General features: G+C 57.5%; 20 protein-coding genes and 1 tRNA gene. 12 read left to right on the top strand and 9 right to left on the bottom strand.

Translation table 11 applies throughout. The features are described from left to right. Positions 1–41: 41 nt before the first annotated feature. The 4 genes from ACYASS_RS02590 to ACYASS_RS02575 form a co-directional block, all read right to left on the bottom strand. Positions 42–2,600 (bottom strand): fimbria/pilus outer membrane usher protein, encoded by a 2,559-nt coding sequence (locus tag ACYASS_RS02590; RefSeq protein ID WP_463584972.1) that lies wholly within the window; start codon positions 2,598–2,600, stop codon positions 42–44. A gap of 122 nt (positions 2,601–2,722) precedes the next feature. Further along, on the bottom strand, positions 2,723–3,466 hold the full coding sequence (locus tag ACYASS_RS02585) for a fimbrial biogenesis chaperone (protein ID WP_463584971.1): 744 nt from the start codon (positions 3,464–3,466) through the stop codon (positions 2,723–2,725). A 47-nt stretch (positions 3,467–3,513) separates the two neighbouring features. Beyond that, complete coding sequence (locus ACYASS_RS02580; RefSeq protein ID WP_087272895.1) at positions 3,514–4,038, bottom strand: fimbrial protein; 525 nt, start codon at positions 4,036–4,038, stop codon at positions 3,514–3,516. A 374-nt stretch (positions 4,039–4,412) separates the two neighbouring features. Continuing rightward, positions 4,413–5,321, bottom strand: a complete 909-nt coding sequence (locus tag ACYASS_RS02575) for a LysR family transcriptional regulator (protein WP_463584970.1) — start codon at positions 5,319–5,321, stop codon at positions 4,413–4,415. A gap of 145 nt (positions 5,322–5,466) precedes the next feature. On the opposite strand from ACYASS_RS02575, the gene ACYASS_RS02570 reads away from it, so the two are divergent. From ACYASS_RS02570 to ACYASS_RS02560, 3 genes are read left to right on the top strand one after another with little or no spacing between them, the layout of a single operon-like run. Next, positions 5,467–6,357, top strand: a complete 891-nt coding sequence (locus ACYASS_RS02570) for an NAD(P)-dependent oxidoreductase (RefSeq protein WP_463584969.1) — start codon at positions 5,467–5,469, stop codon at positions 6,355–6,357. A gap of 3 nt (positions 6,358–6,360) precedes the next feature. Beyond that, on the top strand, positions 6,361–7,878 hold the full coding sequence (locus ACYASS_RS02565) for an aldehyde dehydrogenase family protein (protein WP_463584968.1): 1,518 nt from the start codon (positions 6,361–6,363) through the stop codon (positions 7,876–7,878). A 5-nt stretch (positions 7,879–7,883) separates the two neighbouring features. Then, on the top strand, positions 7,884–9,041 hold the full coding sequence (locus ACYASS_RS02560) for a M20 aminoacylase family protein (RefSeq protein ID WP_463584967.1): 1,158 nt from the start codon (positions 7,884–7,886) through the stop codon (positions 9,039–9,041). 315 nt (positions 9,042–9,356) lie between these two features. Here ACYASS_RS02560 and ACYASS_RS02555 read toward each other — a convergent pair whose 3' ends face one another. Beyond that, positions 9,357–10,733, bottom strand: a complete 1,377-nt coding sequence (locus ACYASS_RS02555) for an L-serine ammonia-lyase (protein WP_463584966.1) — start codon at positions 10,731–10,733, stop codon at positions 9,357–9,359. Positions 10,734–10,861: 128 nt separating this feature from the next. Between ACYASS_RS02555 and ACYASS_RS02550 the strand changes: the two genes are divergently transcribed. Further along, complete coding sequence (locus tag ACYASS_RS02550; protein ID WP_463584965.1) at positions 10,862–11,776, top strand: LysR substrate-binding domain-containing protein; 915 nt, start codon at positions 10,862–10,864, stop codon at positions 11,774–11,776. A 218-nt stretch (positions 11,777–11,994) separates the two neighbouring features. On the opposite strand, the gene ACYASS_RS02545 is transcribed toward ACYASS_RS02550, so the two are convergent. Both ACYASS_RS02545 and ACYASS_RS02540 read right to left on the bottom strand, forming a co-directional pair. Then, a complete protein-coding gene (locus tag ACYASS_RS02545; protein WP_243245651.1) occupies positions 11,995–13,323 on the bottom strand; it encodes a DUF3100 domain-containing protein in 1,329 nt (442 codons plus the stop codon). A gap of 510 nt (positions 13,324–13,833) precedes the next feature. After that, positions 13,834–15,891 carry a methyl-accepting chemotaxis protein gene (locus tag ACYASS_RS02540; RefSeq protein ID WP_463584964.1) on the bottom strand — a complete coding sequence of 686 codons (2,058 nt, stop codon included), beginning with the start codon at positions 15,889–15,891 and terminating at the stop codon, positions 13,834–13,836. Positions 15,892–16,504: 613 nt separating this feature from the next. On the opposite strand from ACYASS_RS02540, the gene ACYASS_RS02535 reads away from it, so the two are divergent. The 4 genes from ACYASS_RS02535 (at position 16,505) to ACYASS_RS02520 (ending at position 17,471) form a co-directional block, all read left to right on the top strand. Further along, positions 16,505–16,581: transfer RNA gene (locus ACYASS_RS02535), tRNA-Met, on the top strand. A 218-nt stretch (positions 16,582–16,799) separates the two neighbouring features. Further along, positions 16,800–16,958, top strand: coding sequence for a type II toxin-antitoxin system HigB family toxin (locus tag ACYASS_RS02530; RefSeq protein ID WP_463584963.1), 159 nt, complete (start codon positions 16,800–16,802; stop codon positions 16,956–16,958). Beyond that, the gene (locus ACYASS_RS02525) at positions 16,955–17,104 is read left to right on the top strand and encodes a hypothetical protein (RefSeq protein ID WP_463584962.1); all 150 of its coding nucleotides are present in this window, start codon (positions 16,955–16,957) and stop codon (positions 17,102–17,104) included. Before ACYASS_RS02530 ends, ACYASS_RS02525 begins: the two co-directional genes overlap by 4 nt. Next, entirely contained in the window at positions 17,070–17,471 is a 402-nt protein-coding gene (locus tag ACYASS_RS02520) for a hypothetical protein (protein ID WP_463584961.1), read from the top strand. Before ACYASS_RS02525 ends, ACYASS_RS02520 begins: the two co-directional genes overlap by 35 nt. Positions 17,472–17,709: 238 nt before the next feature. On the opposite strand, the gene ACYASS_RS02515 is transcribed toward ACYASS_RS02520, so the two are convergent. Beyond that, on the bottom strand, positions 17,710–17,973 hold the full coding sequence (locus tag ACYASS_RS02515) for a hypothetical protein (protein WP_463584960.1): 264 nt from the start codon (positions 17,971–17,973) through the stop codon (positions 17,710–17,712). 542 nt (positions 17,974–18,515) lie between these two features. Between ACYASS_RS02515 and ACYASS_RS02510 the strand changes: the two genes are divergently transcribed. After that, positions 18,516–19,007 carry a hypothetical protein gene (locus ACYASS_RS02510; RefSeq protein WP_463584959.1) on the top strand — a complete coding sequence of 164 codons (492 nt, stop codon included), beginning with the start codon at positions 18,516–18,518 and terminating at the stop codon, positions 19,005–19,007. Here the strand turns inward: ACYASS_RS02510 and ACYASS_RS02505 are convergent. Continuing rightward, the gene (locus tag ACYASS_RS02505; protein ID WP_463584958.1) at positions 19,004–19,534 is read right to left on the bottom strand and encodes an AAA family ATPase; all 531 of its coding nucleotides are present in this window, start codon (positions 19,532–19,534) and stop codon (positions 19,004–19,006) included. The genes ACYASS_RS02510 and ACYASS_RS02505 overlap by 4 nt on opposite strands. Positions 19,535–19,678: 144 nt before the next feature. Between ACYASS_RS02505 and ACYASS_RS02500 the strand changes: the two genes are divergently transcribed. The 3 genes from ACYASS_RS02500 to ACYASS_RS02490 all read left to right on the top strand — a co-directional run bounded on the left by ACYASS_RS02500 (position 19,679) and on the right by ACYASS_RS02490 (position 23,388). Beyond that, positions 19,679–20,101, top strand: coding sequence for a RidA family protein (locus ACYASS_RS02500; protein ID WP_463584957.1), 423 nt, complete (start codon positions 19,679–19,681; stop codon positions 20,099–20,101). 761 nt (positions 20,102–20,862) lie between these two features. Next, on the top strand, positions 20,863–21,582 hold the full coding sequence (locus ACYASS_RS02495; RefSeq protein ID WP_122664672.1) for a gluconate 2-dehydrogenase subunit 3 family protein: 720 nt from the start codon (positions 20,863–20,865) through the stop codon (positions 21,580–21,582). A 36-nt stretch (positions 21,583–21,618) separates the two neighbouring features. Further along, entirely contained in the window at positions 21,619–23,388 is a 1,770-nt protein-coding gene (locus tag ACYASS_RS02490; RefSeq protein ID WP_463584956.1) for a GMC family oxidoreductase, read from the top strand. Positions 23,389–23,399: the final 11 nt, after the last annotated feature.

The raw sequence follows: 23,399 nt of genomic DNA, 5'->3' as shown, positions 1-23,399 counted from the left end.
GGCGATGCGGCAGAAACTCCTACGGTCCGGCGGGTGTTGGCTCAGCGCACTTTGCAGGTGGCTTTCATCTGTACGTAACCGCTTTGCGCCGGGTTGTGATCGGCGGGCAAGGCGTAGTTCAACGCGCAACTTTCGCCCGGCTTGCTGCCCCAACTGATCAGCAGCTCACCTTTGTTTTCATTGGCCCGAATGAACAGACGCCCACCCTGCCCGACCATGGTCAGGAAGTTGCCTTGCGGGTCTTTCACCTGAGCGCCCAGCGGCAGATTCTGTTTGTCGTCACGCACTACCTGCATAAGGATTGGCGTACCACTGACGGTTTCGTACTTGACCAGACTGATCGCCCCAAAACGCGGCGCGATGGTTTGCGAAGTGGTCTCCAGCTCCACGTTGTCGGAGATGCCTTTCGGGTCCAGGGCGATGTCGTTCTGGCGGTAAGGCATCAAGCCCGCGACCAACGCATAACCACTGTCATTAACCACCGCGTTCGAGGCGTTGCCGACCCGGGCCCCACTGGCGCCTTCGGCTTTGACCAACGCCATGGTTTCGCCCTGATCAGCGCCGAATGTCACACCGCCTGCGTGAGCAACCAGGCTGCCGCTTGCGCCCACATTGGCCTGTTTGTAGCCTTTGCCCGTGTTGACTCCGGCGCTCAGGGTGGATTGCTCAGCGCGATATTGCATGGAAGAACCGGCGCTGCTGGTGGTGTTGCCAGCGTTCTTGTCCGCCGAACCGTAGACGTTGTAATTAAGCTGATTGCGCTCGCCGGCGCTGCCGCCCAAGGCAACCTGAGTATTGCTGTCGCCGCTGTCGGTGTAGCGCAGGGTGCTGCTGATGTAATTGGAGCGTGTGCGACCAAACGGGATGTTTACGCCAACCTGATATTGAGTCTGAAAGGCGCCGTTGAAGTCTCGCGTCCGACTGGCGCCCACGTTCAGCGAACCCCAGTTGTAACCATTGCTGTAACCGGCCTGATAGGTCACGTTGCTGCGCTGATCACCACCCCAATAGTTCTGCGCCGAGCCGGTGACATAGACGTTGCCACGACGCTCACCCAGCGGCTGATTGATGTTCAGCTGGAAGCGGCTGCGTTGTCGATAAAGCGTGCCGGTGTCTCGACTGCGCAATTGCGCATAGTCGCTGAAATTCAAATAGCCTTCGCTGGAGAAGCGATACGCCGCCACCGTGAAGTTGGTCTGGGTGGAATCCAGCAGCTTGCTGTAAGTCAGCCGATAGCTGCGCCCACGCATGCTGGAATCGAGTGCTCCAGCGCTTTGCTCCAGACCTGTCGCACGGGATTCGGTGACGTCCAGCGCCATTGCCCCAAAGGGCGTGCTCCAGGCCGCGCCCGCCTGCACCGCCAGATACTGCTCGGCGATGATGCTGCCGGTGTAGGCGCTCCATCTGTCCGAGATACCGCGTTGATAGCTGCCCTGCACAAACTCCGGCGTATTGTTCAGGTATTCATCGCGGTAACGCCCCGCCGTGATGTTGAAACGTGTGGTGCCGGGGCGCAGCAATTGCGCGACCGAGGCAAACGGCACGATAAAACTCCGGGTGCGGCCGTCTGCCTCCGTGACGGTGACAGACAGATCCCCTGAATAACCGGTGCTGTACAGGTCATCAATCACAAACGGCCCCGGTGCGACCGTTGTTTCGTAAAGAATGCTTTCACCCTGACGCACCGTAACCCGGGCATTGGTGTCCGCCACCCCCCTGATCGGTGGGGCAAAGCCGCGCATGGAATCTGGCAACATACGATCGTCGCTGCCGAGCTGCACACCACTGAAAGGCACGCTGTCGAACAACTCGCCGGGGGTGTAGTACTCGCCCATAGTCAGTTGCGATTTCAGGCCTGTGATATCGCGTTGTGCATAACTGCTGACCGCTTGATAACCCTTGCTTGACGGGCCTTGGGCAGATCGGTTGTAGCTGTACGAGCCGTTATGCCGCAGACGCCAGTCGCCCAGATTGACACCGGTGTTAAGACCCAGATAAGACTGAGTACTGGCTACGCCCTGATTGTCGTTCTGGTAGAGATTTGCGTTGTAACCGACGAACGCAGCATTGATACCGCGATCCCAGTTTTTCGGGTCGACGTAGCCACGGGAGACCCGCTTCAAATAGGCCTGGGCAATACTCACGTCGGTGCGTAACTCACTCATGTCCACTTCGACATTGATGTCGGGCGCCAGTAGTGACAGCTCGACGCATTCCGGGTCTTTCAGCAAATCCGCTTGCCGATCACGGTTTGGCAGAGCCTCAAGATTCAGCCCCCAGCGGGTCAGATCATCCAGTGTGAAGCAGAAGTGAGCTTTCCCCGTCGCGCTGTCCTTACGCACCGTCAGCAACTCGCGCCCCTGCCAGTTGCCGTTCAAATACAGGTCAACGCGATAACCGCCCGCCGCAAGAGGATTGCCATTTTCGAACTGGGATACATCCACCGCTCGTCCTTGGCTGTCAGTGATGAAAGCGGGGTTGAAGTCCACATGCTCGCTGTCGTCTGCCAAAACACTGCAAGGCAGCATCGTCAGCAAAACAAAAAGCGCACACGGCTGCCGCACCCTGAGGCGCATGGCCGGGCAGATAAAATCAAACATGAGTAGTCATCCTGGACAGGCTTGCATCATCAGAGCAAGCAGCAGAGGTCCAGCCTGTCTGGCCGGAGTTAGCGAAAATGGCGGTCAGCGTGCTTAGCCAAAACCGTAAGCACCGCGTGCAATCAATTGCTGAGGCGGGTCTCGACGGACTTGCTTGAGCCGTAGTCGTTGATCCATTCGTAACGCAGGGTCAGCGCCCCGGACGGTATGCTTTTCAACTCTTCCAGCGGGAAATCCTGCACGCCTCGTGGCGGGATCATTCCGCCCTTGCTGCTGTAGGTCTTACCCGCCGCCACCAGCTCAGTCTTGTTATAAGAGACGCTGAACGCAGTTGGATTAGAGCCGCGCAATACGACGCCATTGACGGTTGAAACCAGCTTCCAGCTCACCGCGGCGGGTGCGTCTTCGGCATAACCCTTTAATTGCTCCGGGCGGTAAAAGAGTTTGATCCGTGACCGGTAAGCCAGTTGAATAAAGTTGCTGTCGGCATTTTTCGGGTTGGGCGGAACGTCCAGAACGTTCAGCCAGAACACCGATTCGACGTCTGTCGGCAATGGGTCATGGGTATAAGTGATACGCAGGGTCTGCGAACGCCCTGCCGAAATCCGCACAATCGGCGGCGTCAGCAAAAAAGGCGCATCAGCCTGATCGGGACGCGACTGGGGATCGCCCCGGTCAATCCAGACCTGAACCAGAGACGGCTCCTGACCCACGTTATCGAGCTTGAGGGTGATTTCCCGCTCGCTGGCCGGATAGACCACACGAGTGCCTGAAATCACCACATTGGCCGATACGGGTGAAATCCCGATAACAAAAAATGCACTGCACAGCGCACACGCGGCACGCTTGAGGAAAGAAGTTTTCATAAGATTGGCTCGATCAACGCCCGGAGCCTGACCCCGGGCGTACAGGATCAGTTGTAATCCATGGAGAACTGGACGTTGGACGTGATCTGACCCGCAGTCGCTGCGGCAGTAGCGGCGATGTACTGCGCGTAGAACTGCAGGCTTGCGGCTTCCTCAGTGATAGCGGTCGACAACGAACCCGAATTGGTTTGCAGATTGATCGGCGCAAAGTTCGCGTTGAGGATCTGGATCTGTGCGTTGGAACCGTTAGCGGTCTGGTTACGCAGGTTGCCGGTTGCGGCATCAACCGACGCGCCCTGTTCGAAACGCACCAACGCGCTGCTACCCGTGCAGGCAGTCAGCGCCAGAGTGAAACCGACACGCCCGGCGGTTTTACCGACGGTGGCCAGTGACGACGTTGAAACCTTTGGCAAAGCAACGGCCTTGACCAACGTGCCGGCGGTGGCGCCTTCGATGGTACAAGTCTGGCTGTTGATCTGACCGGTGAAGTTGATGGTGCCATCTGCTGCCGAGGCGTTAAACGAAGAGGCAACTGCGGCCATCGCACCAAGCGCCAGTAAAGTCTTTTTCATGTCGAGCTCCGCTGAGTCAATCAAAATGCAGCAACAGACGTTGTGCCTGGTGCCGGGCTATTGAGAGACGCAATCTTAAGGAGCTGTCCGAAGAGTCAGAATCAGACGATTCTTAAAGTGCTGGTGGCGTGGCGCGCACTGAGTGGACTTTTGTGGGAGCAGAGCTTGCTCGCGATAGGCCTGGACGTAACGGACCTGATATCTGCAGCGTTCTTTATCGCAGGCAAGCGCCATCCAGCAGGACCGGCCGGGTGCCGCTCCGTTTAGCCGGGAAGGCTGCATTTCTGACGATAAAGATGTATTGACTGTACTGGCCTCTTCCCGGCTGAAGCCGGTCCCACGTCGTCAGTGTGTTCCTGTGGAAGCGACGTCCTTCACTTCCCGTTAAACGCCGTCATGTCCTGCTGCAACTGCACCAGCAATCGGCTCGAACCGACGCTCAATTGCCTGCCCAGCCGGCTGATGATGTGTACCTGGGATTCACTGAACACTTGGGATTCCAGTGGTAACGCGATCAGCTTGCCACTCGCCAGTTCATCCACCACCACAAAGGTTGGCAACAGGGTTACGCCACCGCTCATGGCAAAGCGCTTGAGCATGGCGAAGGTGTTGCAGGTCAGGGTTGGCATCAGGGAAACACCCGACTGCTGTTCGGCCTGAGTCAGGATCTGGCGGATACCGTAGGACACTCCAAGCAACCCCAACCGATAACTGTCCAGACCTTTCAGGGGGATCGGCCCGTCATGTTGCGCCAGCGGATGATCGGGGCTGACCATCACGCAGACCGGCTGTTTCTGGTGGGCGTGTGAGCGAATCTTCGGGTCAGCGGGCGGGTTGAACACCAGGCCGATGTGAGCTTCGTCTTCTACCACCTGACGGATCACTTCGTTGGTGCCGCACACGTTCACTTGCAGTTCGACCTTGGGATACAGCGTCGAGAACTTTGTCAGCGGCTCGGTCAGGCCATCGATAAACCCTTCACCAATGGCCAACACCACCGAACCACTCTGTAAACCGCGCAACGCTTGCAGCGACTCCAGCAAAACCTCCTGCTGAGAAAGTCGCTGACGGTAGTAAGCCAGCACGCGATCCCCCGCCTCAGTCGGTTTCACCCCGCGGCGATGGCGCTCCAGCAACGGTGCGCCCAACTCATGCTCCAACTGGGCGATCTGCCGACTGACTGCAGACGGCGCAACGTCGAGAAAATCCGCAGCTGCACGAACGCTGCCCAGTCGTACGGCCTCGAAGAAATAAAGAATGCGTCGATCCTGAACCAGACTCATGGGCCACCTGCGTTGCTTTCAACGCAACAAAAATGAATTTGGTGATTATTGCTGTGTGTGCAGAGCGGTGTCCATACTCGGTTCATCTGCCGATAACCATTGACGGTGCGACGTAGCCTGTCAAACAGCTGAGCGAGCATTCTGAATGACTTTAAAAGTAGGCGTGATTGGACTGGGCAACATGGGCGGCGGCATGGCTGCGACCCTGGCCAGCAAAGGCTTTGACGTAAGCGGCTTTGACCTGTCGCAAGCCGCACTGGAAATCGCCGAGAGTAAAGGCGTTAAACCGGTGACTGACCGCACCGCACTGATCAAACAGGTCGACGTGCTGATCCTGTCGTTGCCAAAAGCAGAACACGTTGAATCGGTTTGCCTGGGCGCTGAAGGCGTGCTGCAGCACGGCAACGCTGGCCTGATCGTGGTCGACACCACCACCTCTACACCGGAAGCCAGTCGCAAGGTGGCCGCCGCTCTGCTGCAAAAGAACATTGGCTTCATCGACGCACCGGTTTCCGGCGGCCCTAAAGGTGCAGCCACCGGCACTATGTCCATGGTCATCGGCGCAGAAGACGCAGACCTGGAAAAAGTATTGCCAGTCCTTGAAGGCATGAGCGGCACCCGTGTTCACGTCGGCAAATGCGGCGCGGGCAACGTGGCGAAGATCGCCAACAACATGCTCGCCGCCTGCCACCTGATCAGCACCGCAGAGGCCGTGAGCATGGCCGCCAAAGCGGGCGTCGATCCGGAAAAACTGATGCTCGGCCTTAATGCCGGTTCCGGCCGTAGCGGCGCCACCCAAGTGATGTTCCCGACCTGGGTACTGAACAAAACCTACAACTCCGGCTTCACCATGGGCCTGATGCGCAAGGACGTCGGCCTGGCCAGCGATCTGGCCGCGAGCCTTGATATGGACCTGCCATTGGCGCGCATTGTCGCCCAGCTGTGGGCCGCCAGCAGCGAAACGCTGCCGGATGGGGAAGACTTCAACTGCATCGTCCAGCGGACCGATGCCCAGCTGTTCGGCAAAGGGGAATAACCGATGAGCACGCAAAAACTGCTGGAACTGATGCGCCCGTACTGGGGCGACCGCAACACTGTGGCCAGCTACGTCGGCGGCGAGTTCGTCGAAGGCCATGGCGAACCGGTTGAAGTGCGCAACGCCCACGATGACAGCCTGATGCTGAGTTTTCCCGATGCCGACGCATCGCTGGTAGCAACTATCGATGCAGTGGCGAAAACCGCCCAGGCCCAATGGGCAGCACTGACCGCTCAGGCCCGTGGCCGCTTGATGTATCAGGTCGGCGCATTGATTCGTCAGGAAGCCGCCAATCTGGCGCAGATCGAATCCATCACGGCCAACAAGCCAATTCGCGATGCCAACGTTGAAGTGGCGAAAGTCGCCGAGATGTTCGAGTACTACGCCGGTTGGGCTGACAAGCTGCACGGCGAAGTGATTCCGGTGCCGACCTCGCACCTCAACTACGTGACCTACGAACCACTGGGCACGGTGCTGCAAATCACCCCGTGGAACGCACCGATTTTCACCTGCGGCTGGCAGATCGCACCGGCGATCACGGCTGGTAACGCGGTGATTCTCAAACCGTCCGAGCTGACCGCTTTGTCTTCGCTGGTGGTAGCTGTTTTGATCGAACGCGCCGGTGTGCCAAAAGGTCTGGTCAACGTGGTCGCCGGTTTCGGTCACACCATCGGCCAAGCACTGATCGCCAAGGCTGATATCCGCAAAGTGGTGTTCGTGGGTTCGCCCGCCACCGGTCGTCACATCGCGACTGCTGCCGCACAACGTTGCATTCCGTGCGTACTGGAACTGGGCGGCAAGTCGGCGAACATCGTCTTTGAAGACGCAGATCTGGAAGTCGCCCTGCGCGGCGCTCAGGCGGCGATTTTCTCTGGTGCAGGTCAAAGCTGCGTATCCGGTTCGCGCCTGTTGGTGCAGGAATCAATTTTCGAGCGCTTCACCACTGCGCTGGCTGCGGCGGGTAAACAATTCAAGGTCGGCGACCCGAGCGACCCTGAAACCCAGATCGGCCCGATCAACAATGCCAAGCAATATGCACACGTAAAGAGCATGGTCGAAAATGCGCTCCAGGATGGTGCGAAGCTGGTGGGTGTTGATGCTGATCCGCTGCCGAACGTGCCGGGCTATTACGTCAACCCGACGGTGCTGGCAGGCGACAACGCGCTGAACTGCGCGCAGGACGAAATCTTCGGTCCGGTGGTCGTGGCGATTCCGTTCAAAGATGAAGAAGAAGCGATCCGTATTGCCAACGACAGCCGCTTCGGTCTGGCCGGTGCGGTATGGACTCGCGATGTCGGCCGCGCCCACCGCGTCGCCAAACAAGTGCGCGCCGGGACCTTCTGGGTCAACGGTTACAAGACCATCCACGTCAGCTCGCCTTTCGGCGGTTACGGCGACAGCGGCTACGGTCGTTCGTCGGGCCTCGACGCACTGCGCGAATACAGTGAAGTCAAAAGCGTCTGGGTCGAAACGGCTGCCGTACCTGCGGTCAGCTTCGGTTACGGAGCGAGCCTGGAGTGAAACTGATGAAGCTATCCCAAACGTTGATCGAAGACGCCACGGTATGGCGTCGCGATTTCCACTCGGCCCCCGAACTGGGCTTTGAGGAACTGCGCACCTCCGAGCGGGTTGCGCAGTTGCTCGAAAGCTTTGGCATTGAAGTGCATCGCGGCCTGGGCGGTACTGGCGTGGTCGGCACCTTGCGTATTGGCGAAGGCCCGAGCATCGGCATTCGTGCCGACATGGACGCCTTGCCGATTCAGGAGCTGGGCACCCACTCTCATGCGTCGACGCACAAAGGCTGCATGCATGCCTGTGGTCATGACGGTCATACCGCGATTCTGCTGGCCACAGCCCGGCATCTGAGCGAGACGCGCAATTTCAAAGGCACTGTGCATTTCGTCTTCCAGCCTGCGGAAGAAAACCTCGGCGGCGCGGGCAAAATGATTGATGACGGGTTGTTCGAACGCTTCCCGATGGACGCCATTTACGGTCTGCACAACTGGCCTGGCGCACCGGCCGGCCAGGTGATCATCAATCCGGGGCCGATGATGGCTTCGCTGGATACCTTTGAAATTACCCTGACCGGCAAAGGCAGCCATGCCGCCATGCCGGATAAAGGCGCTGATCCAATTGTTGCCGCTGCGCAGCTGGTGCTGGGCCTGCAGACCATAGTCTCGCGCCGGCTTTCGCCACTGGACTCGGCGGTGGTCAGCATCACGCAGTTCAATGCCGGTGAAGCGATCAACGTGATCCCGGAAACGGCAGTGCTGCGCGGTACGGTGCGCTGCCTGCAAACCCCGGTGCGCGACAAGGTCGAGAAGTTGATTGGCGAGTTCGTCGAGCAATTGCCAGTAGCTTTTGGCGTGACTGGCAAGCTGGCTTACAAAGTCGGTTATCCGGTGACCGAGAACAACGTCGATGCAGCGGCCACGATTCGTCGTGCAGCGATTACGGCGGTGGGTGAGGAAAACGTTCAGTGGGGTTGTAACCCGTCCATGGCGTCCGAAGACTTCGCCTACATGCTCCAGGCCCGCCCCGGCGCTTACATCTGGCTGGGCGTGGACGGCGAAAAACCATCAGCGGCGTTGCACAACCCATATTACGACTTCAACGATCAAGTGATCGGCGCAGGCGTGGCGGTGTGGACCAAGCTGGTGGAGCAGGAGTTGGCTGCGGGCTAACCGCGATCGAATCGGTAGGAGCGAACTTGTTCGCGAGACGATGTGTCAGGTACGCCGCCTCGCGAACAAGTTCGCTCCTACCAAGACCATGCCACGACTTCAACGATCAAGTGATCGGCTCGGGCGTGGCGGTGTGGACAAAGTTGGTGGAGCAGGAGTTGGCTGCGGGCTGAATCACCCAATTGTCCGAAGTGAAATGAGATCCCCTGTAGGAGCGAGCTTGCTCGCGATAACGTAAATCCCGTCGGTGAACATGTCGGCAGTGATATTGGATCGCGAGCAAGCTCGCCCCTACAGGTATCTAGCGGTTGAGTCTCAGCACTCCACCCACTTCACCGCCAACCCACCGCGGGACGTTTCTTTGTACTTCTCAAGCATGTCCGCGCCGGTGTCGCGCATGGTGCGGATGGCGTGGTCCAGGGAGATGAAATGCTCACCGTCACCGCGCATAGCCATTTGTGCTGCGTTGATCGCCTTCACCGCGGCAATCGCGTTGCGCTCGATACAGGGTATTTGCACCAGGCCGCCAACCGGGTCGCAGGTCAGGCCCAGGTTATGCTCCAGACCAATCTCCGCAGCGTTTTCAACCTGCTCGGGCGTAGCGCCGAGAATCTCTGCCAGGCCCGCAGCTGCCATTGCACAAGCAGAACCCACTTCGCCCTGACACCCCACTTCCGCACCAGAAATCGACGCGTTCTTTTTACACAGAATGCCCACCGCCGCCGCGCTCAAAAAGAACCGTACGACGTCATCTTCAGTGGCATCAGGATTGAATTTCATGAAGTAGTGCAGCACCGCCGGAATGATCCCCGCCGCGCCATTGGTGGGCGCAGTGACCATACGACCGCCCGCTGCGTTTTCTTCGTTGACTGCCAGGGCGAACAGGTTGACCCACTCCATGGCGCTGAGGGTCGAGCTGATCACGTTGGGTTTACCCAGCTCCTGCAGGCTACGATGCAGCTTGAACGCACGACGCCGAACATTCAGGCCACCGGGCAAGATCCCCTCCTCTCGCAGCCCTTTATTTACGCAGTCCTGCATGGCACCCCAGATGTGCAGAATCCGCGAACGGATTTCCGCTTCGGTGCGCCAGACTTTCTCGTTCTCCATCATCAGCGCAGAAATGCTCAGGCCATGCTTTTTGCACAGGCGCAGCAGTTGGGCACCGCTGGAGAAATCGTAAGGCAGCTCGGTAGTATCGCTGTCCAGAACGCCGCTGGCGGCCTGTTCGGCATCAACAACGAAACCACCGCCGACCGAATAATAAGTCTGCTCATACACTTCACCAGTGGCACCATAGGCGCAGAGCGTCATGCCGTTAGGGTGATAAGGCAGGCTTTCTTCCAGCAGGCGCATGTCGCGCTGCCATTCGAAGGTAATGCGCTGTTCGCCGCCGAGCAGCAGAACCTGTTGCTCCAGCACAGCGTCTACACGAGGTGCTACCAGCGCCGGGTCTACCTGGTCAGGCCACTCGCCCATCAGGCCGATAACCGTCGCACGATCGCTGCCGTGACCAATGCCGGTGGCCGACAACGAGCCATACAAACGTACCTCGACACGCTCGACCTTGTTCAGCAGATCCTGCTCGCGCAATTGCACAGTAAAGATCGCAGCGGCACGCATTGGTCCGACCGTATGCGAACTGGAGGGGCCGATGCCGATTTTGAACATGTCGAAGACGCTGATAGCCATACGGTTTGCTCGATTCGTGAGAGGCTGTCAGCCTCGAAAGACACTTTGTTATGTGCTGGTATTTTTAGGCTCCAGCCAAGCGATCCACAAACGAAACTTCCTAAGCCATGGTTAAGCAGAACTGATAGATGAGCAAAATCCTCAACGCGCAAATGCACGCATGGCTTCAGGTTTTCGCCTGTGCCGCCCGGCACCTGTCGTTTACCCGCTGCGCGGACGAACTGCACGTAACGCCCGGTGCCATCAGCCAGCAAATGCGTCAGCTCGAAGAGCGGCTGGGCTTTGCGCTGTTTCATCGGGTCGGTCGTGGTCTTGAGCTGACCGCCGAAGGACAACGGCTGGCTATCGTCGCCAACGAGGTTCACAGCCGTATTGATGATGAACTGCGGCTGCTGCACTCGGGACGCATCGGTGGCGTGTTCAAGCTGCGCTGTATTCCTTCGTTCCTGAGCAAATGGCTGATGCCACGCCTGCCGCAACTGGAGCTGGCGTTTCCGGATATCCAGTTGCGGATCATTGCCGAGGACAGCAGCGGCTCTTTGCGTGATGACGATTTTGACCTGGCGATTGACCTCAACGACGGCAGTTATCCGGGGCTGATGACGACTTCGTTACTGGAGGAAGAGCTGTTCCCGGTCTGCTCGCCAGCCTTGCAAGCAGGCAAGCCGCCGCTGGATACCCCCAGTCAGTTGGTGCACTACCCATTGCTGCACGACATCACCGCGTGGCGCGGCAGCTATGAGTACGCCGAGTGGGAGTTTTATCTGAATGCTATCGGCGCTTCAGGCATCGACGTGCGCCGAGGCCACACGTTCAATCGCAACCACCTGACCATTGAGGCGGCGATCATGGGCATGGGCGTGGCGATTGCGCGAAAGGCGCTGATCACCAACGAGCTGGAAGAAGGCTCGCTGATCATCCCGTTCGGCCACCCGATTGCAGCGCGCAAGAAGTACGTACTGGTCTACCGCGAAGGCGCCCTGCAAACCCCGGCCCGCCGGGCAGTGCATGACTGGTTGGTGGAGCAGGCAAACCTTGCTTGACTCCGCTCGCGGCTAAAGCCGCTCCTACGAAAGCTGGCAAAGCCACATTTCCGTAGGACCGGCTTTAGCCGGGAGGGCGGTATTTCTGCCGACACATTTTTAGTGACGGTCACGGTCTCCTCCCGGCTAAAGCCGGTCCTACGACAAGTCCCCACCCAAATAAAAACGCCGGGCAGATTCGATCTGCCCGGCGTTTTTTATTGCCAACCGCTCAGTGCTTAGTGAAAGAACTCAGCAATCAACACAGCACCAATGAACGTACCAAAGTTAGCAAGGAACGAAACCAGCACGATGCGCCAGCCCAGTAGGCGGAACGCTGGCAGGTCTTTGGCCACCGACAAACCGGCGAAAGCCAGCATCGGTGTGATCACTGCAAGCATGTTGATCGAGCCGACCATCTGCGCAATCTCAGCCGCCCAAGGGCATGCTGGAGAAGTCATGAACATCGCGACAATCGACACGGTGCACACCGCCGGAATCTTGCGGCGCAAGGCCACACAGATCAGCTCGCCGATGAATACCGCCAGGATCATCACCGCGATACCACCGAAGGCGGCAGGCGACAGTGTCTTGTAACCCACATAGTTGGCGATCAATGCCAACGCACCCGCTGCCAGCCACGCGCTGATCCGGCCGCCCCAACCCAGCTCCTTGACCTCAAGGGACACCTGGTCATGCTTGGGACCATTGTTCATCACCGAAGCTTTGGTGGTTCGGCCGATGATCGGCTCCAGAACCCGGTAGCCCCAGACCGCCAGCGGCAAGGAAATGAACAGCGTGAAGTACGTGCCGATAGTGGTGGTGATCAGGTTCGACGCAGCGGCGAGCGCCATGACTTCCTTGGCCACTTCCGGCGTCTGTTGAGCCGCGATTGCGCCCGCCGCAGCAGCCATCATGCTGCCAGAACCAATGCCCGAACCCATCGCCAGCGAGTTGGGATGGAAAATCCCGAGGCTGGTAATGAAGCCTGCAACGACGGCAATGAACAACGCACCGAACAATGTCCCGGTCAGGTATTCGGCGAGTACGCCGCGACCTTCGGGGGAGTCCATGCCGTAGCGCTCACCGATGATCGCCAGGCTTGGCTCACGACCTACCGAGAACGTCGCGCCAATGGCTTCGCGCTTGATACCGAGCATCAGCGCCACCGGCAAACCGAGGATCACGGTGCCGACAAAGTGGCCGAATTCCTGGAACAACAACGCCCAACCCGAGGCAAACACCAACGGCAATGAACCGCCAACGACCATGCCCAGCTTGGCGATGAACACCAACAGAGCCGGTTGCAGGATTGAAGCGGAACGTACCTGATCACCAAGGCTCAGGCCGATCGGACCTGGCAGACGGCGGCTGAAGATGCCGATGCCCGCGCCGATCAACAGCGCCCAGACCATAGGCAGCAGGACTACTTTGCCAGGGCCGAGGGGAATACTGATCGCGCCGATTGCCTCGGCCACCACCAGAATGACCGCTGCCCAGATGTACAGTTTTACGGTCGATGAAACGGCACGATTTTCGCCCAGTGTCGCGGCGTGAGAATGTTGCATGGTTGTCCCCTCACCTGTTGGCCAATCGTCATGCGGCTGGCCAATAGTTGTTGTTTTTTCAGGAGGTGCCGACGGCACCCAGGGCAGATTCAAATCCATGTCATGCATGGAAACTCGCGTGCTGCGAGCGATAAAAACTTAATGCTCTCGCCTGCTTTATGACGCCCCTTGTGAGGGTTGCTCCGTCAGCAGATCCGGCCTTTCGCCCCCGGCTGGTGGCGTCGGGGTGCAGTTCGAGTATGGGTAGGGAGAGGACACGCACCAATATTACAGAATGAATTTATTGTTGCCTAAAACAGAACACCAAAAGGCTCCTCTATTCCCCTGTTGGAGCGAGGCTTGCCCGCGAACCAGCCGACGCGGTGTGGCAGACAAACCGCATTATCGTTCTTCGCGGGCAAGCCTCGCTCCAACAGGAAATACGTTTAATTTAGATGGAGTTGGCACCGGGAGACTCAGCAGACACTTCTCCCGCCCCCGAATTGCTCGGGGGCAGGTCTCACTCAATCCTCAATCCAGCTGAAAACGCGAGGTGTTGTCGCTCAACGCACGACTGCCTTTACTCAACGTGTCGGCCGCCTGATTGACAGCCCGCGCACCGTCAAGCAAACGCCCGGCTGCCTGGTCGACCTGCTGGATATTGCCGCTGACTTCATCAGCCGTGCTCGCCTGCTCTTCAACCGCAGTCGAAATCTGCGCCAGGGTGTCGGTCACACCCTGCACCGCACTGGCGATTTCAACCAGCCGCTGACCCAGATCAGTCACCGACTGCGCATCGTTGACCGCCTGACCGCACGCCGACTCCATCAAGCCTACAGCCTGGCTCACGGTAGAACGCAGGCTGTCGACGGTGCTGGCAATTTCCGCTGTGGAGACCTGAGTCCGTTGCGACAGGCTGCGAACCTCATCGGCAACCACCGCAAAACCACGGCCCTGCTCACCTGCGCGCGCCGCCTCAATGGCCGCGTTGAGGGCCAGCAAGTTAGTCTGTTCGGCGATACCACGAATCGCATCAACTACCGACTGAATCTGTTGCCCCTGCTCGCTGACCCGGCCCAGCGCCGCAGCGGTATCCGTCAAGCGTTGATTGAGCTGCTGAATACTCGTGGTCGTGCGCTGGCTGTCGCGGCTGCTTTCCTCAGCAATCTGGCGCGTATGCCGGGCGCTGTCGGAGGCCTGCTCACAACTTTTTGCCACGCCCTGCGAGGTCGCCGCCAGCTCGGTCGCTGCTGCGGCAATCTGACTGATCTGATACTGCTGCTCTTCAACTTCGGTCAGCGTGCCGCTCGATTGCGTATTGAGGGTCAACACCGCGCTGCCTAGTTGCTTGGTTTCATGGTTGACGCCCAGCAAACTCGTGCGCAACTGCACCACGGCAACGTTCAATGCAGTGCTGATCGCAGCCAATTCATCACGGCCCTGCACTTCCACCTGGACTAACAGATTGCCGTCACGCAGGGACTCCGCCAACGTAGTGATACCGCTGGCACTGCGACGGATCGATGCCTGCAGGCACGCAAACAGATAAAGCGCAGCCAGCAGCAACACACCAAAGCAGATGCCCATGGGGATGAATTGCATGTTGGACTTGCTGTGGTAGTAAGCCAGGCGACTGTCCAGCGACTGCAACGACTGGTTGCGCAGGTTCGCCAAATCGTTGAGCAAAGTATCGACGCTGCGCTCGAACGCAGGCGCGTCAAGCTTGATGGTGCCGTCAAACACCCCGTCATCCAGCACCTTCAATTCGGTCTGTAGACGCTGCATAACGGCGTCGTAATTGTCCGCCCATGGTTTCATTTCCGCTGGCAGCTTAGCCTTCAGAAAATCCCCGGCTTTGACCAGTTGAGTCTGAGCATCGGCGATGCGCCCGCGCAGCTCGCGCATCTGCAAGCGGCTTTGCAGGCTGAATTGCCCGGTGACCACCGAGGTCTGACCGATACTGGCCATACGACCGATACGCTCGATCAATTCCGGAACCTGCTGGGTCGACATCTGCATCAACAGATACGTCTCCAGCCAAGGGTCGAGAATCAGGCCGCTGTCCGTGGCGATTTGCTCACGCAAAGCCTGCACATTGCCCAGGGCATTGGTGAATCGGTCGTAGCCGTCCGGCCACCAGCCCACAGTCCGCAGCGATGCGATGTCCATGCCGGTGACCGAAGCTTTTAGCGTTTCATAGCGCTTGAGCGCGTCGGCGCTGGCCTCCTCGCTTTTGAGCGTAGTACCCAGCGACTCAAGCGCCTGCGTTATGCGCGGGCCTGCGGCATCCATCGCGCTCATTGCGGCCTTGGCGGCAGGCGTCGGCTCTTTGAGGATATCGGAGGCTTTCCAGCGTGCAGCATTGTCGCGCTGATGAGAAAGCTCGGCATCCACCAGATCCAGCGCCAGCAATTGAGTCACGCCCGAGCGTTCGCCCGCGATCGTCGCGAGCTTACTGCGATAGTCCTGGCCGATCATCCAGAGGCTACCCACCAGCGGCAACATGAACAGAAGAAACAGCATCTGAAACTTACGCGCGAAACCAAAACGGCTAAGCATGCGCATACCTGGCGACAAAAGACTGTACATGACCGACCTACTCCCCCAGAACATCGAACAGAAATGGCAGAAGCCATCCCGGATGTCTTTGAAAAAACCGCTACCGGCAAAATGCCATGTTATTGATTGAATTACGATAGCCACCCAGCGCTTCCTGAATGGCGCCAGTGTAGAAATCGTCAGCCATGCGATCTCCTAGCAATATTCAGACCGTGTAGGCGATTGCTGTTTTTATCAGTAGGAAGCTTCCCGCTCGGTGGATAGACACTGCAAAAGTACGTCACCAATAGTTACGCTTTGTCATTTCCCGGAGGAGAGCCCCAAATGGACGGCAAACACCCTCAGGTCCTTCAGGCGCAAGATGCTCTTTAAAGACCTTGATGTGGAACGGAATGTCTGGACCTCGAACAGGACGTCGCCTCCCGCAAAAATCAGCGAAAACATTAAGGTCTGGCTAAACGTGCACCGAGAAGGCATGAAGAATGGCCGGACGATGGCTTGCTTCAGGATCTTTTTTGCTAACGGTAAACCGGCTTCGGCCTTGCATGACGGGGATGAAACCCTAACCGCTTGATCACACGCATAAATTTTTCAGAACAAGGGTTGACACATATCCCTTATCCGCGAATAATGCGCGCCACTTGGCTACATAGCTCAGTTGGTTAGAGCATAGCATTCATAATGCTGGGGTCCGGGGTTCAAGTCCCTGTGTAGCCACCAAGTACCTGCTTCGTGACATCATCGATGCTCATGAAGCAACAAGAAGCCCGCCTAGTGCGGGCTTTCTTGTTTCTGGGGTTTACTCGTCACACATCCCAGCAAGCCGATACATAACGTATCCAAATGCCCCTCCCTATCGACGTGTTTTTCTCACAATATCCTTGCCGGTTTTTACCCGCGCGGCGACTGCCATCGACTCGCTCAAGCCGAGAGCGCTGATGAATTGGGTCGTGATTGACGTAGGCGGCAACAACCTCAGGGTGATAGGCGGCATCCACTACACCCGGCAAAAATTCTACGTCAAACACATCTACACATATGCTGATTACGACGTTGCCAACGTCTGGTACGCAAGGAACAAAGGGGTAAAACGATGAGTGCAGTCAGAAGCGATTTTCAAACCGTTATAGCGACGCTTGGCGAGTTATATGCGGTGCTGGAGCGACTGCGCGGTGAGTTTGTGCACGGTATCAAGACTCCCGCCGACTATGAGCGTGCGACTGATCTTCTTGATGCTCACTGATGGACGCGAACTGAGCAAGTCCGAGGAGAAAATTCTCGTTGAGCTTGAGGACGAAACTCTGGCTTACCAGCGAGATTCTGATCAGTTTCGCAAATCGAATGCCGCGTTTGAAGCGACATGCACTCCTATACAGCTGATCAAGGATCTGATGGAAACGCTCGGACTCACCGGTTCGGACCTTCCTGAGATAGATGATAAAACGGCGGTTTCCAAGGTAATGAGTGGCGATCGTCCCATCAGTCACAAGATGGCTTACGCGCTGGCAGAAAGGTTTGCGATGGAGCCAGGTGCTTTCGTGTCGGCTACCCCGGTAAAGGCAGCTCAAATCAAAACTGCTCGCTCGGCCGTGAAGACAACCTCTGTTTGATCCATCAGCATGGACGGCGGACGACTCCATGTCTGCCCGCAGCAAGTGCAAGCGGGAGCGAATTTATTCGCGAAGGGGACGGTACATCCGCTGCCTATGTATCGCGTGAAGCACCGTCTTCCCGAATGAAGTGGAGCGCCTCCCCGGTCGGCCCCACAGGTTAACCATGAGCCTGAGATCATGGCCAACCTGTGAGACCGGCTTTAACCGGGAAGACGCCGGGACAGACAAAGGCTTATCAGACGTTGAGCTTATTCAGCCGGACTTCCATCAACTCCAGCACATCACAGCTGTCTTGCAGCAACAGAAAAGCGGCCTCAGCGACGTGTGCCAGCTGGTTTTCATCGGTGTCAGTGGACTGGGTGCCGGCGAGGCAGCTCATCAGGTTTTTGACCGCACGCAAGCGTTGTGTGGCGCAGAGGTGCAGGTCGGCCATGGGGGCTTCGGGGTTTATCGAAAGGACAGTATTGGGGAATTGGGACAGCGGAGCATGTTGGGTCATGAAGGAATCCAGAGGGTAATGACTAAAACTCACCACCCGTTTCGTCGCCAAACGAAATCAGGTGGCAACTGTGCGCAGGTTGGCGAACCGGTCATACCCACCCGGCAGACCCGAAGGTCTCCCGCGCACAGCCGCCATAAATGTCGCCCGCACGAAGTGAAGACAACCAGCAACTGAAGCTGTTGAAAAGGTATGAGCCGGATCGCCAAATCCGGTCGCTGATGTGCAGCGACGGGGCGAATGATAGGTGCGGGGTTTGCCTGGTGCAACCGCTGTTAAACCGATGTTCAGGCTGGGTGAAATTGCTTCATTGATAGGCCTGGATCTGACCTGCCCCCATTTTTGCTGTGCAAGAGTGGCCGCCCCGTCTTCGACGCTGCGTTGTCGCGTAGCAAACGCGCTCCTACAGGCGAAAAGTACTCCATCAGATAACTAAATTTTGTTTGATAAGGACCCGGCAATGCGTGCTTGATCCTACCCGCTAAATAACCGCAAATTACTCAAGTAAATGCCCGACCTGCGGACATTCTGTGGACGCGCATTTGTTCAATTCACTAAGGCAACCGACCCTGATGGCCTTTGTATTAATTTTCATTGGTTTTCTGGCCTTTGCCTCGGGCTACATTGTCTCGCTTGAAGACCGGCTTCAGCGCGATGGAAAGTTTTGCCCGTTCAGTGTGCGAACGAACCTTCAGGCATCTGTACGAGCACGCAAAACCTTGACCTGGTTGGGAATGCTGATTTGGGCAATAGCGGGTGCATGCTACCTCTGGGGGCCGCCGCTGGAAGCCTCGCCAGATGATCAACTCGGCGGACTGGGCGTTATCGGGCTGATCTTCGCGTTCATGTATTGGGGCCGTGCAAGAGAGCACGAATTCCGGAAAACCGGAGCCTCGACCGACTCATACGCTTATCAGGAGGCAATCGAGCCTCATGAATGGTGGCCGATTGCGTTCCGTGCTTTGGTTGATGTCGCGAAAATTCTGCTTTTTCTGATCTTGATGTACGGGATCAAGCGGTTGATCAATCTCTAGTGCAGAGCAGTCTGGCGGCGGAGCCTCTCAACCACCGCTAACACCGCACTCAACCGGCCCTCCTCCGACAAATCCCCCTCCAGCCTGAGCACTTCACACCGGCGCTGCTCAAGCCAATCCCTATGCTGCTGCAAACTGCGGCCCGGCTCGGTACCGCTGTCGTACTGCGCAGCCCATGCCAGAAACTCAGGCTTGGCAGCGCCGAAGCGTTGCTCTTCGCGCACCTTTAATCGCGCAAGGCGTATGTCGCTTGGAACGTAGAGGAAAACCACCAGATCGAAAGCATCTTCCAGCGCTTTGCCCCACCCCATTACCGAACCTGAAACTACAGCATTCGCGCTGGCACCCAGATCATTCAGCAATGCAGTGCCGCGCTGATCCTTGGCGACCATCTGTTGATAAGGAGGGTTGGTGGGCAGCCACTGATAGTCATCACCTTCCAGATGCCGGGCCGATAACGCATGAGACACGTCACGACCTAATGTGGAGGTGCCGGAGCCTGATGCTCCAGTAATAAGGATGTGCATATTTTCGAGCCAATCGAGTATTGGAGCAGAGCCAGGTCTGCATGCTAGTTGATTAGCTCACGGTGATCTATGAAACATAGGCTCGCTTGACCTAAACCTAACTAGAGGTCTGAGACTGTCGGCTTTTCCATCAGGAGTTGTCCGATGTCCAAGCCAGAATTCGCCCCCGCTTTCGATTTATCCAATCCGCCAGGCCTTTACGATCCCAGTTCAAATGGCTATTCCCATGTAGCCCGATTGCAGCCGCAGGCGCAGCTGCTGTATATCGCTGGGCAAGGTGGTGAAGACCAACAGGGTCAACTGTCTTCAGTGTTTGCCGAGCAAGCGAGGCAAGCGCTTGCCAACCTCGCTATTGCGCTGCAATCCAACGGCGCCAGCCTCCATGACGTATTCAAACTGACGTTACTGATCGTCGACCACGACCAGGAAAAACTGGCCACGTGGGCCGAGGAAATAGACCGGGCATGGGGCGCGCCGATGAAGCCTGTGTGCACATTGATTCCGGTGCCGCGTCTGGCGCTGGACGGGATGCAGATTGAAATTGATGCCGTCGCGGCCGTTCAGTAGCAGGTTGTACGACCCCCTCCATTACACCGTGCTGTCGCCAAACAGATATTGGACCTGTGGAGCTCACCGAGGTTACGAGGCCAGCGATAGCGGTTTGTCTGACACTCCGCCATCGCTGGCCTCGTAACCTCGGTGAGCTACTACAGGATTTGGGTCAATTCAGAATTGCATATCAATGGATAAGACGAGAACTCAATACAGCCTGAAAACATCAGGATTATCTCCATCATCGCCAAACTGGCCGATATGCCGCATGGAAATAGCACACAAGTACCATCTGCGACACCACAACACCTTGACAACAAACCAGAAATAATTTGTCGCATCTTTTTCAAACCTGATAGCATCCCGCTACCCGTGATGAGCAGACGATACTTGAGTATCGCGCCTCAATGCTGAGCTGGATGAATACTGTTCATACAGCCGCACCTATGCAAACGAATCACAATTAGAGCAACCCTCGAGGTCTGCCAGCCCTGTTCCTGATTGCGCGCCAGCGCCTGAGACGATCGCGAGTTGTACGTTGACTGGCAACGTATGCCTTTTACGTTGACCATCGCAGGTTGGAAGAACCGCCAACCATCGCGTTTTGTTGAAACGATCCGGAACCTGAAAACGTCGCCGTTAATGTCCTTCAATCGAAGGCAAGTTCGGCTGCGCGCTATTCACGTTGGCTAAGGGGTTGCACAGCAGGTCGAGGCTTTCGATTTCCGAAAAGCACCGTCCGGGGTTTTCTTGTGAGCATTCATAGGGGCCTCACCATGTTGTTGAATAAACCAACGTCACGAAGGAAGTTTCTGCTTTCTTCCTTGATTGCATTACCTGCGATAGGCGTAGCGATTAAAGGCCTGAGCGCTGCGGAAGCAGCGGAGATGGTTGCGCCAAAACTTGAAGAATATCGTCCGACTTTTTTCAGCGCGGCTGAATGGGCCTTCATCATGGCGGCCTGTGATCGCCTGATCCCGGCCGGTGGCCGTGGCCCTGGCGCGCTGGAAACCAACGTTCCGGTCTTTATCGATCAGCAACTGGCCAGCGATCTGGGCAGCGAGATCTATCTGGAAGGTCCTTTCAAACTCGATGCCCCGGCAGAGATGGGTTATCAGATCCCGTACCGTCCGCAAGAGATCTATCAGAAAGGCATCAAGAGCGTTGACGCTTTCTGTCAGGACAAGCATCAGAAGAACTTCGCGTCGCTGGATGCAGCCAAGCAAGAAGACGTGCTGAAGCAACTGCAGAAAGGCGAAGTGAGCTTCAAGGCGTTTGGCGAGGACGTGCTCAAGTCCAAGCAGTTCTTTGGCGAACTGTTGAACCACACCAAGCAGGGCTACCTCTCGGACCCGATCTATGGCGGCAACAAGGGCATGAAAGCCTGGATCGCCATCGGCTTCCCCGGAGCCCGCGCCAGTTACGTGGAATGGGTGACACAGCACAACGTCAAGTACCCCCTCGGCCCGGTCAGCATCAGCGGCCTGCGCGGTTGATCTCTTTTCGCCAAGCATTTCCAGCATAGGTTTCTCATGGCAAATATTACTAATGACGAAGTCGACGTAGTTGTCGTCGGCCTCGGCTGGGCCGGCTCGTTGATGAGCATTGAACTGGCTCAGGCAGGTTTGAAAGTCCGCGCTCTGGAGCGCGGTGAAGATCGCAACAACACCGACTTCGCCTATCCAAAGCCAGCCGATCAGTACGCGTACGGTATCCGTAACAAGATCATGGCCACGCCGAAAGCGGCAGCGATGACCGTTCGCCACACCGCCAACGACGTCGCACTGCCGACCCGTAAATGGGGCGCTTTCGAGCCCGGTACTGGCGTGGGCGGTTCTGGCCTGCACTGGACCGGCGTACTGATTCGTCCGACGCCGACCGACATCAAGCTCAAGACGTATGCAGACCAGGCCTACAAGCCAGGCATCCTGCAAGACGACATGCGCATCGGCGATTACCCGTTTACCTGGGATGAAATCGAACCGTTCCTGGACAAGTTCGACAAGATCTGCGGCCTGTCGGGTAACACCGGCAACCTGCAAGGTCGCATCATTGAAGGCGGCGACCCGTTCGAAGGTCCACGTTCCAGTCCTTTCCCGCTGCCAGCTCTGGAAGACACGCTGAACTGCAAGATGTTTGCAGATGTAGCGCGCAAGATGGGTTACCACCCGTTCCCGAACCCGTCGGCGAACGTTTCTCAGGCCTGGACCAACCCGTACGGCAACCAGATCGCGCCGTGCAACTACTGCGGTTACTGCAGCAAGTACCCATGCCTGAACTACTCGAAAGCCTCGCCGCAAACCGCAGTGCTGGACTCGCTCAAGCGCATGGAAAACTTCTCGTACCGGGTTAACGCCAACGTACTGAAAGTTGAACTGCATCCGGACGGCAAGACCGCCAAAGGCGTGACCTACGCCGACGCAGACGGCAATCTGGTGTTCCAGCCTGCTGGCATCGTCGTATTGGCTGGCTTCCAGTTCGTCAACGTGCGCCTGATGCTGTTGTCCGGTATCGGCAAGCCTTACGACCCGATCACCGAAACCGGCACCGTGGGCCGTAACTACGCCTTCCTGAGCAACGGCGGTTCCACGCTGTTCTTCAAGGACAAAGAGTTCAACCCGTTCGCCACCGCCGGTGCTACCGGGCAGATGTTCAACGACGTTTCGCCGGGCAACTACGACGGCGCAGCACTGGGCTTCATTGGCGGCGCGAAGATTCACAGTTCGCAAGCCACCGGCGCACCTATCGGCACAGCGCTGCCAAGCGGCACGCCAGATTGGGGCCAAGGCTGGAAAGAAGGCATGCAGGACTGGTACGGCCACTCGATGAAAGTGAGCATCACCACCAGTTGCCAGTCTTATCGCGGCCACTACGTGGACCTGGACCCGACGTACAAAGATCCATGGGGCTTGCCACTGCTGCGTATTACCTTCGACTGGAAACAGAACGAGCTGAAACTGCAGCAGCACCTGCGCAAGATCGTGCTAGATATCACCAAGGAACTGGGTCCGGACAGCTACAGCGAAAGCTTCCTGTCGATGGATTCGCATTGGGATATCACCAAGTACGTTTCGACCCACAACGTGGGCGGCGCGGTCATGGGCGACGATCCGAAAACCACGGCGCTCAACCGTTATCTGCAGAGCTGGGACGTGCATAACGTCTTCGTACCGGGCGGCAACGCCTTCCCGCAGAACTTCCAGGCCAACCCGACTGCATTGATCGGCGCACTGACCCTGTTCTCGGCTCAGGCCATCAAAGACCACTACATCAAAAACCCTGGCCCACTGGTTCAGGTATAAGGAGCGAGAAC

This window comes from Pseudomonas sp. HP_14, from assembly GCF_055283875.1.
Note: the sequence above shows the minus strand (reverse complement) of the source record. Positions and strands in the feature narration are given on the sequence as shown.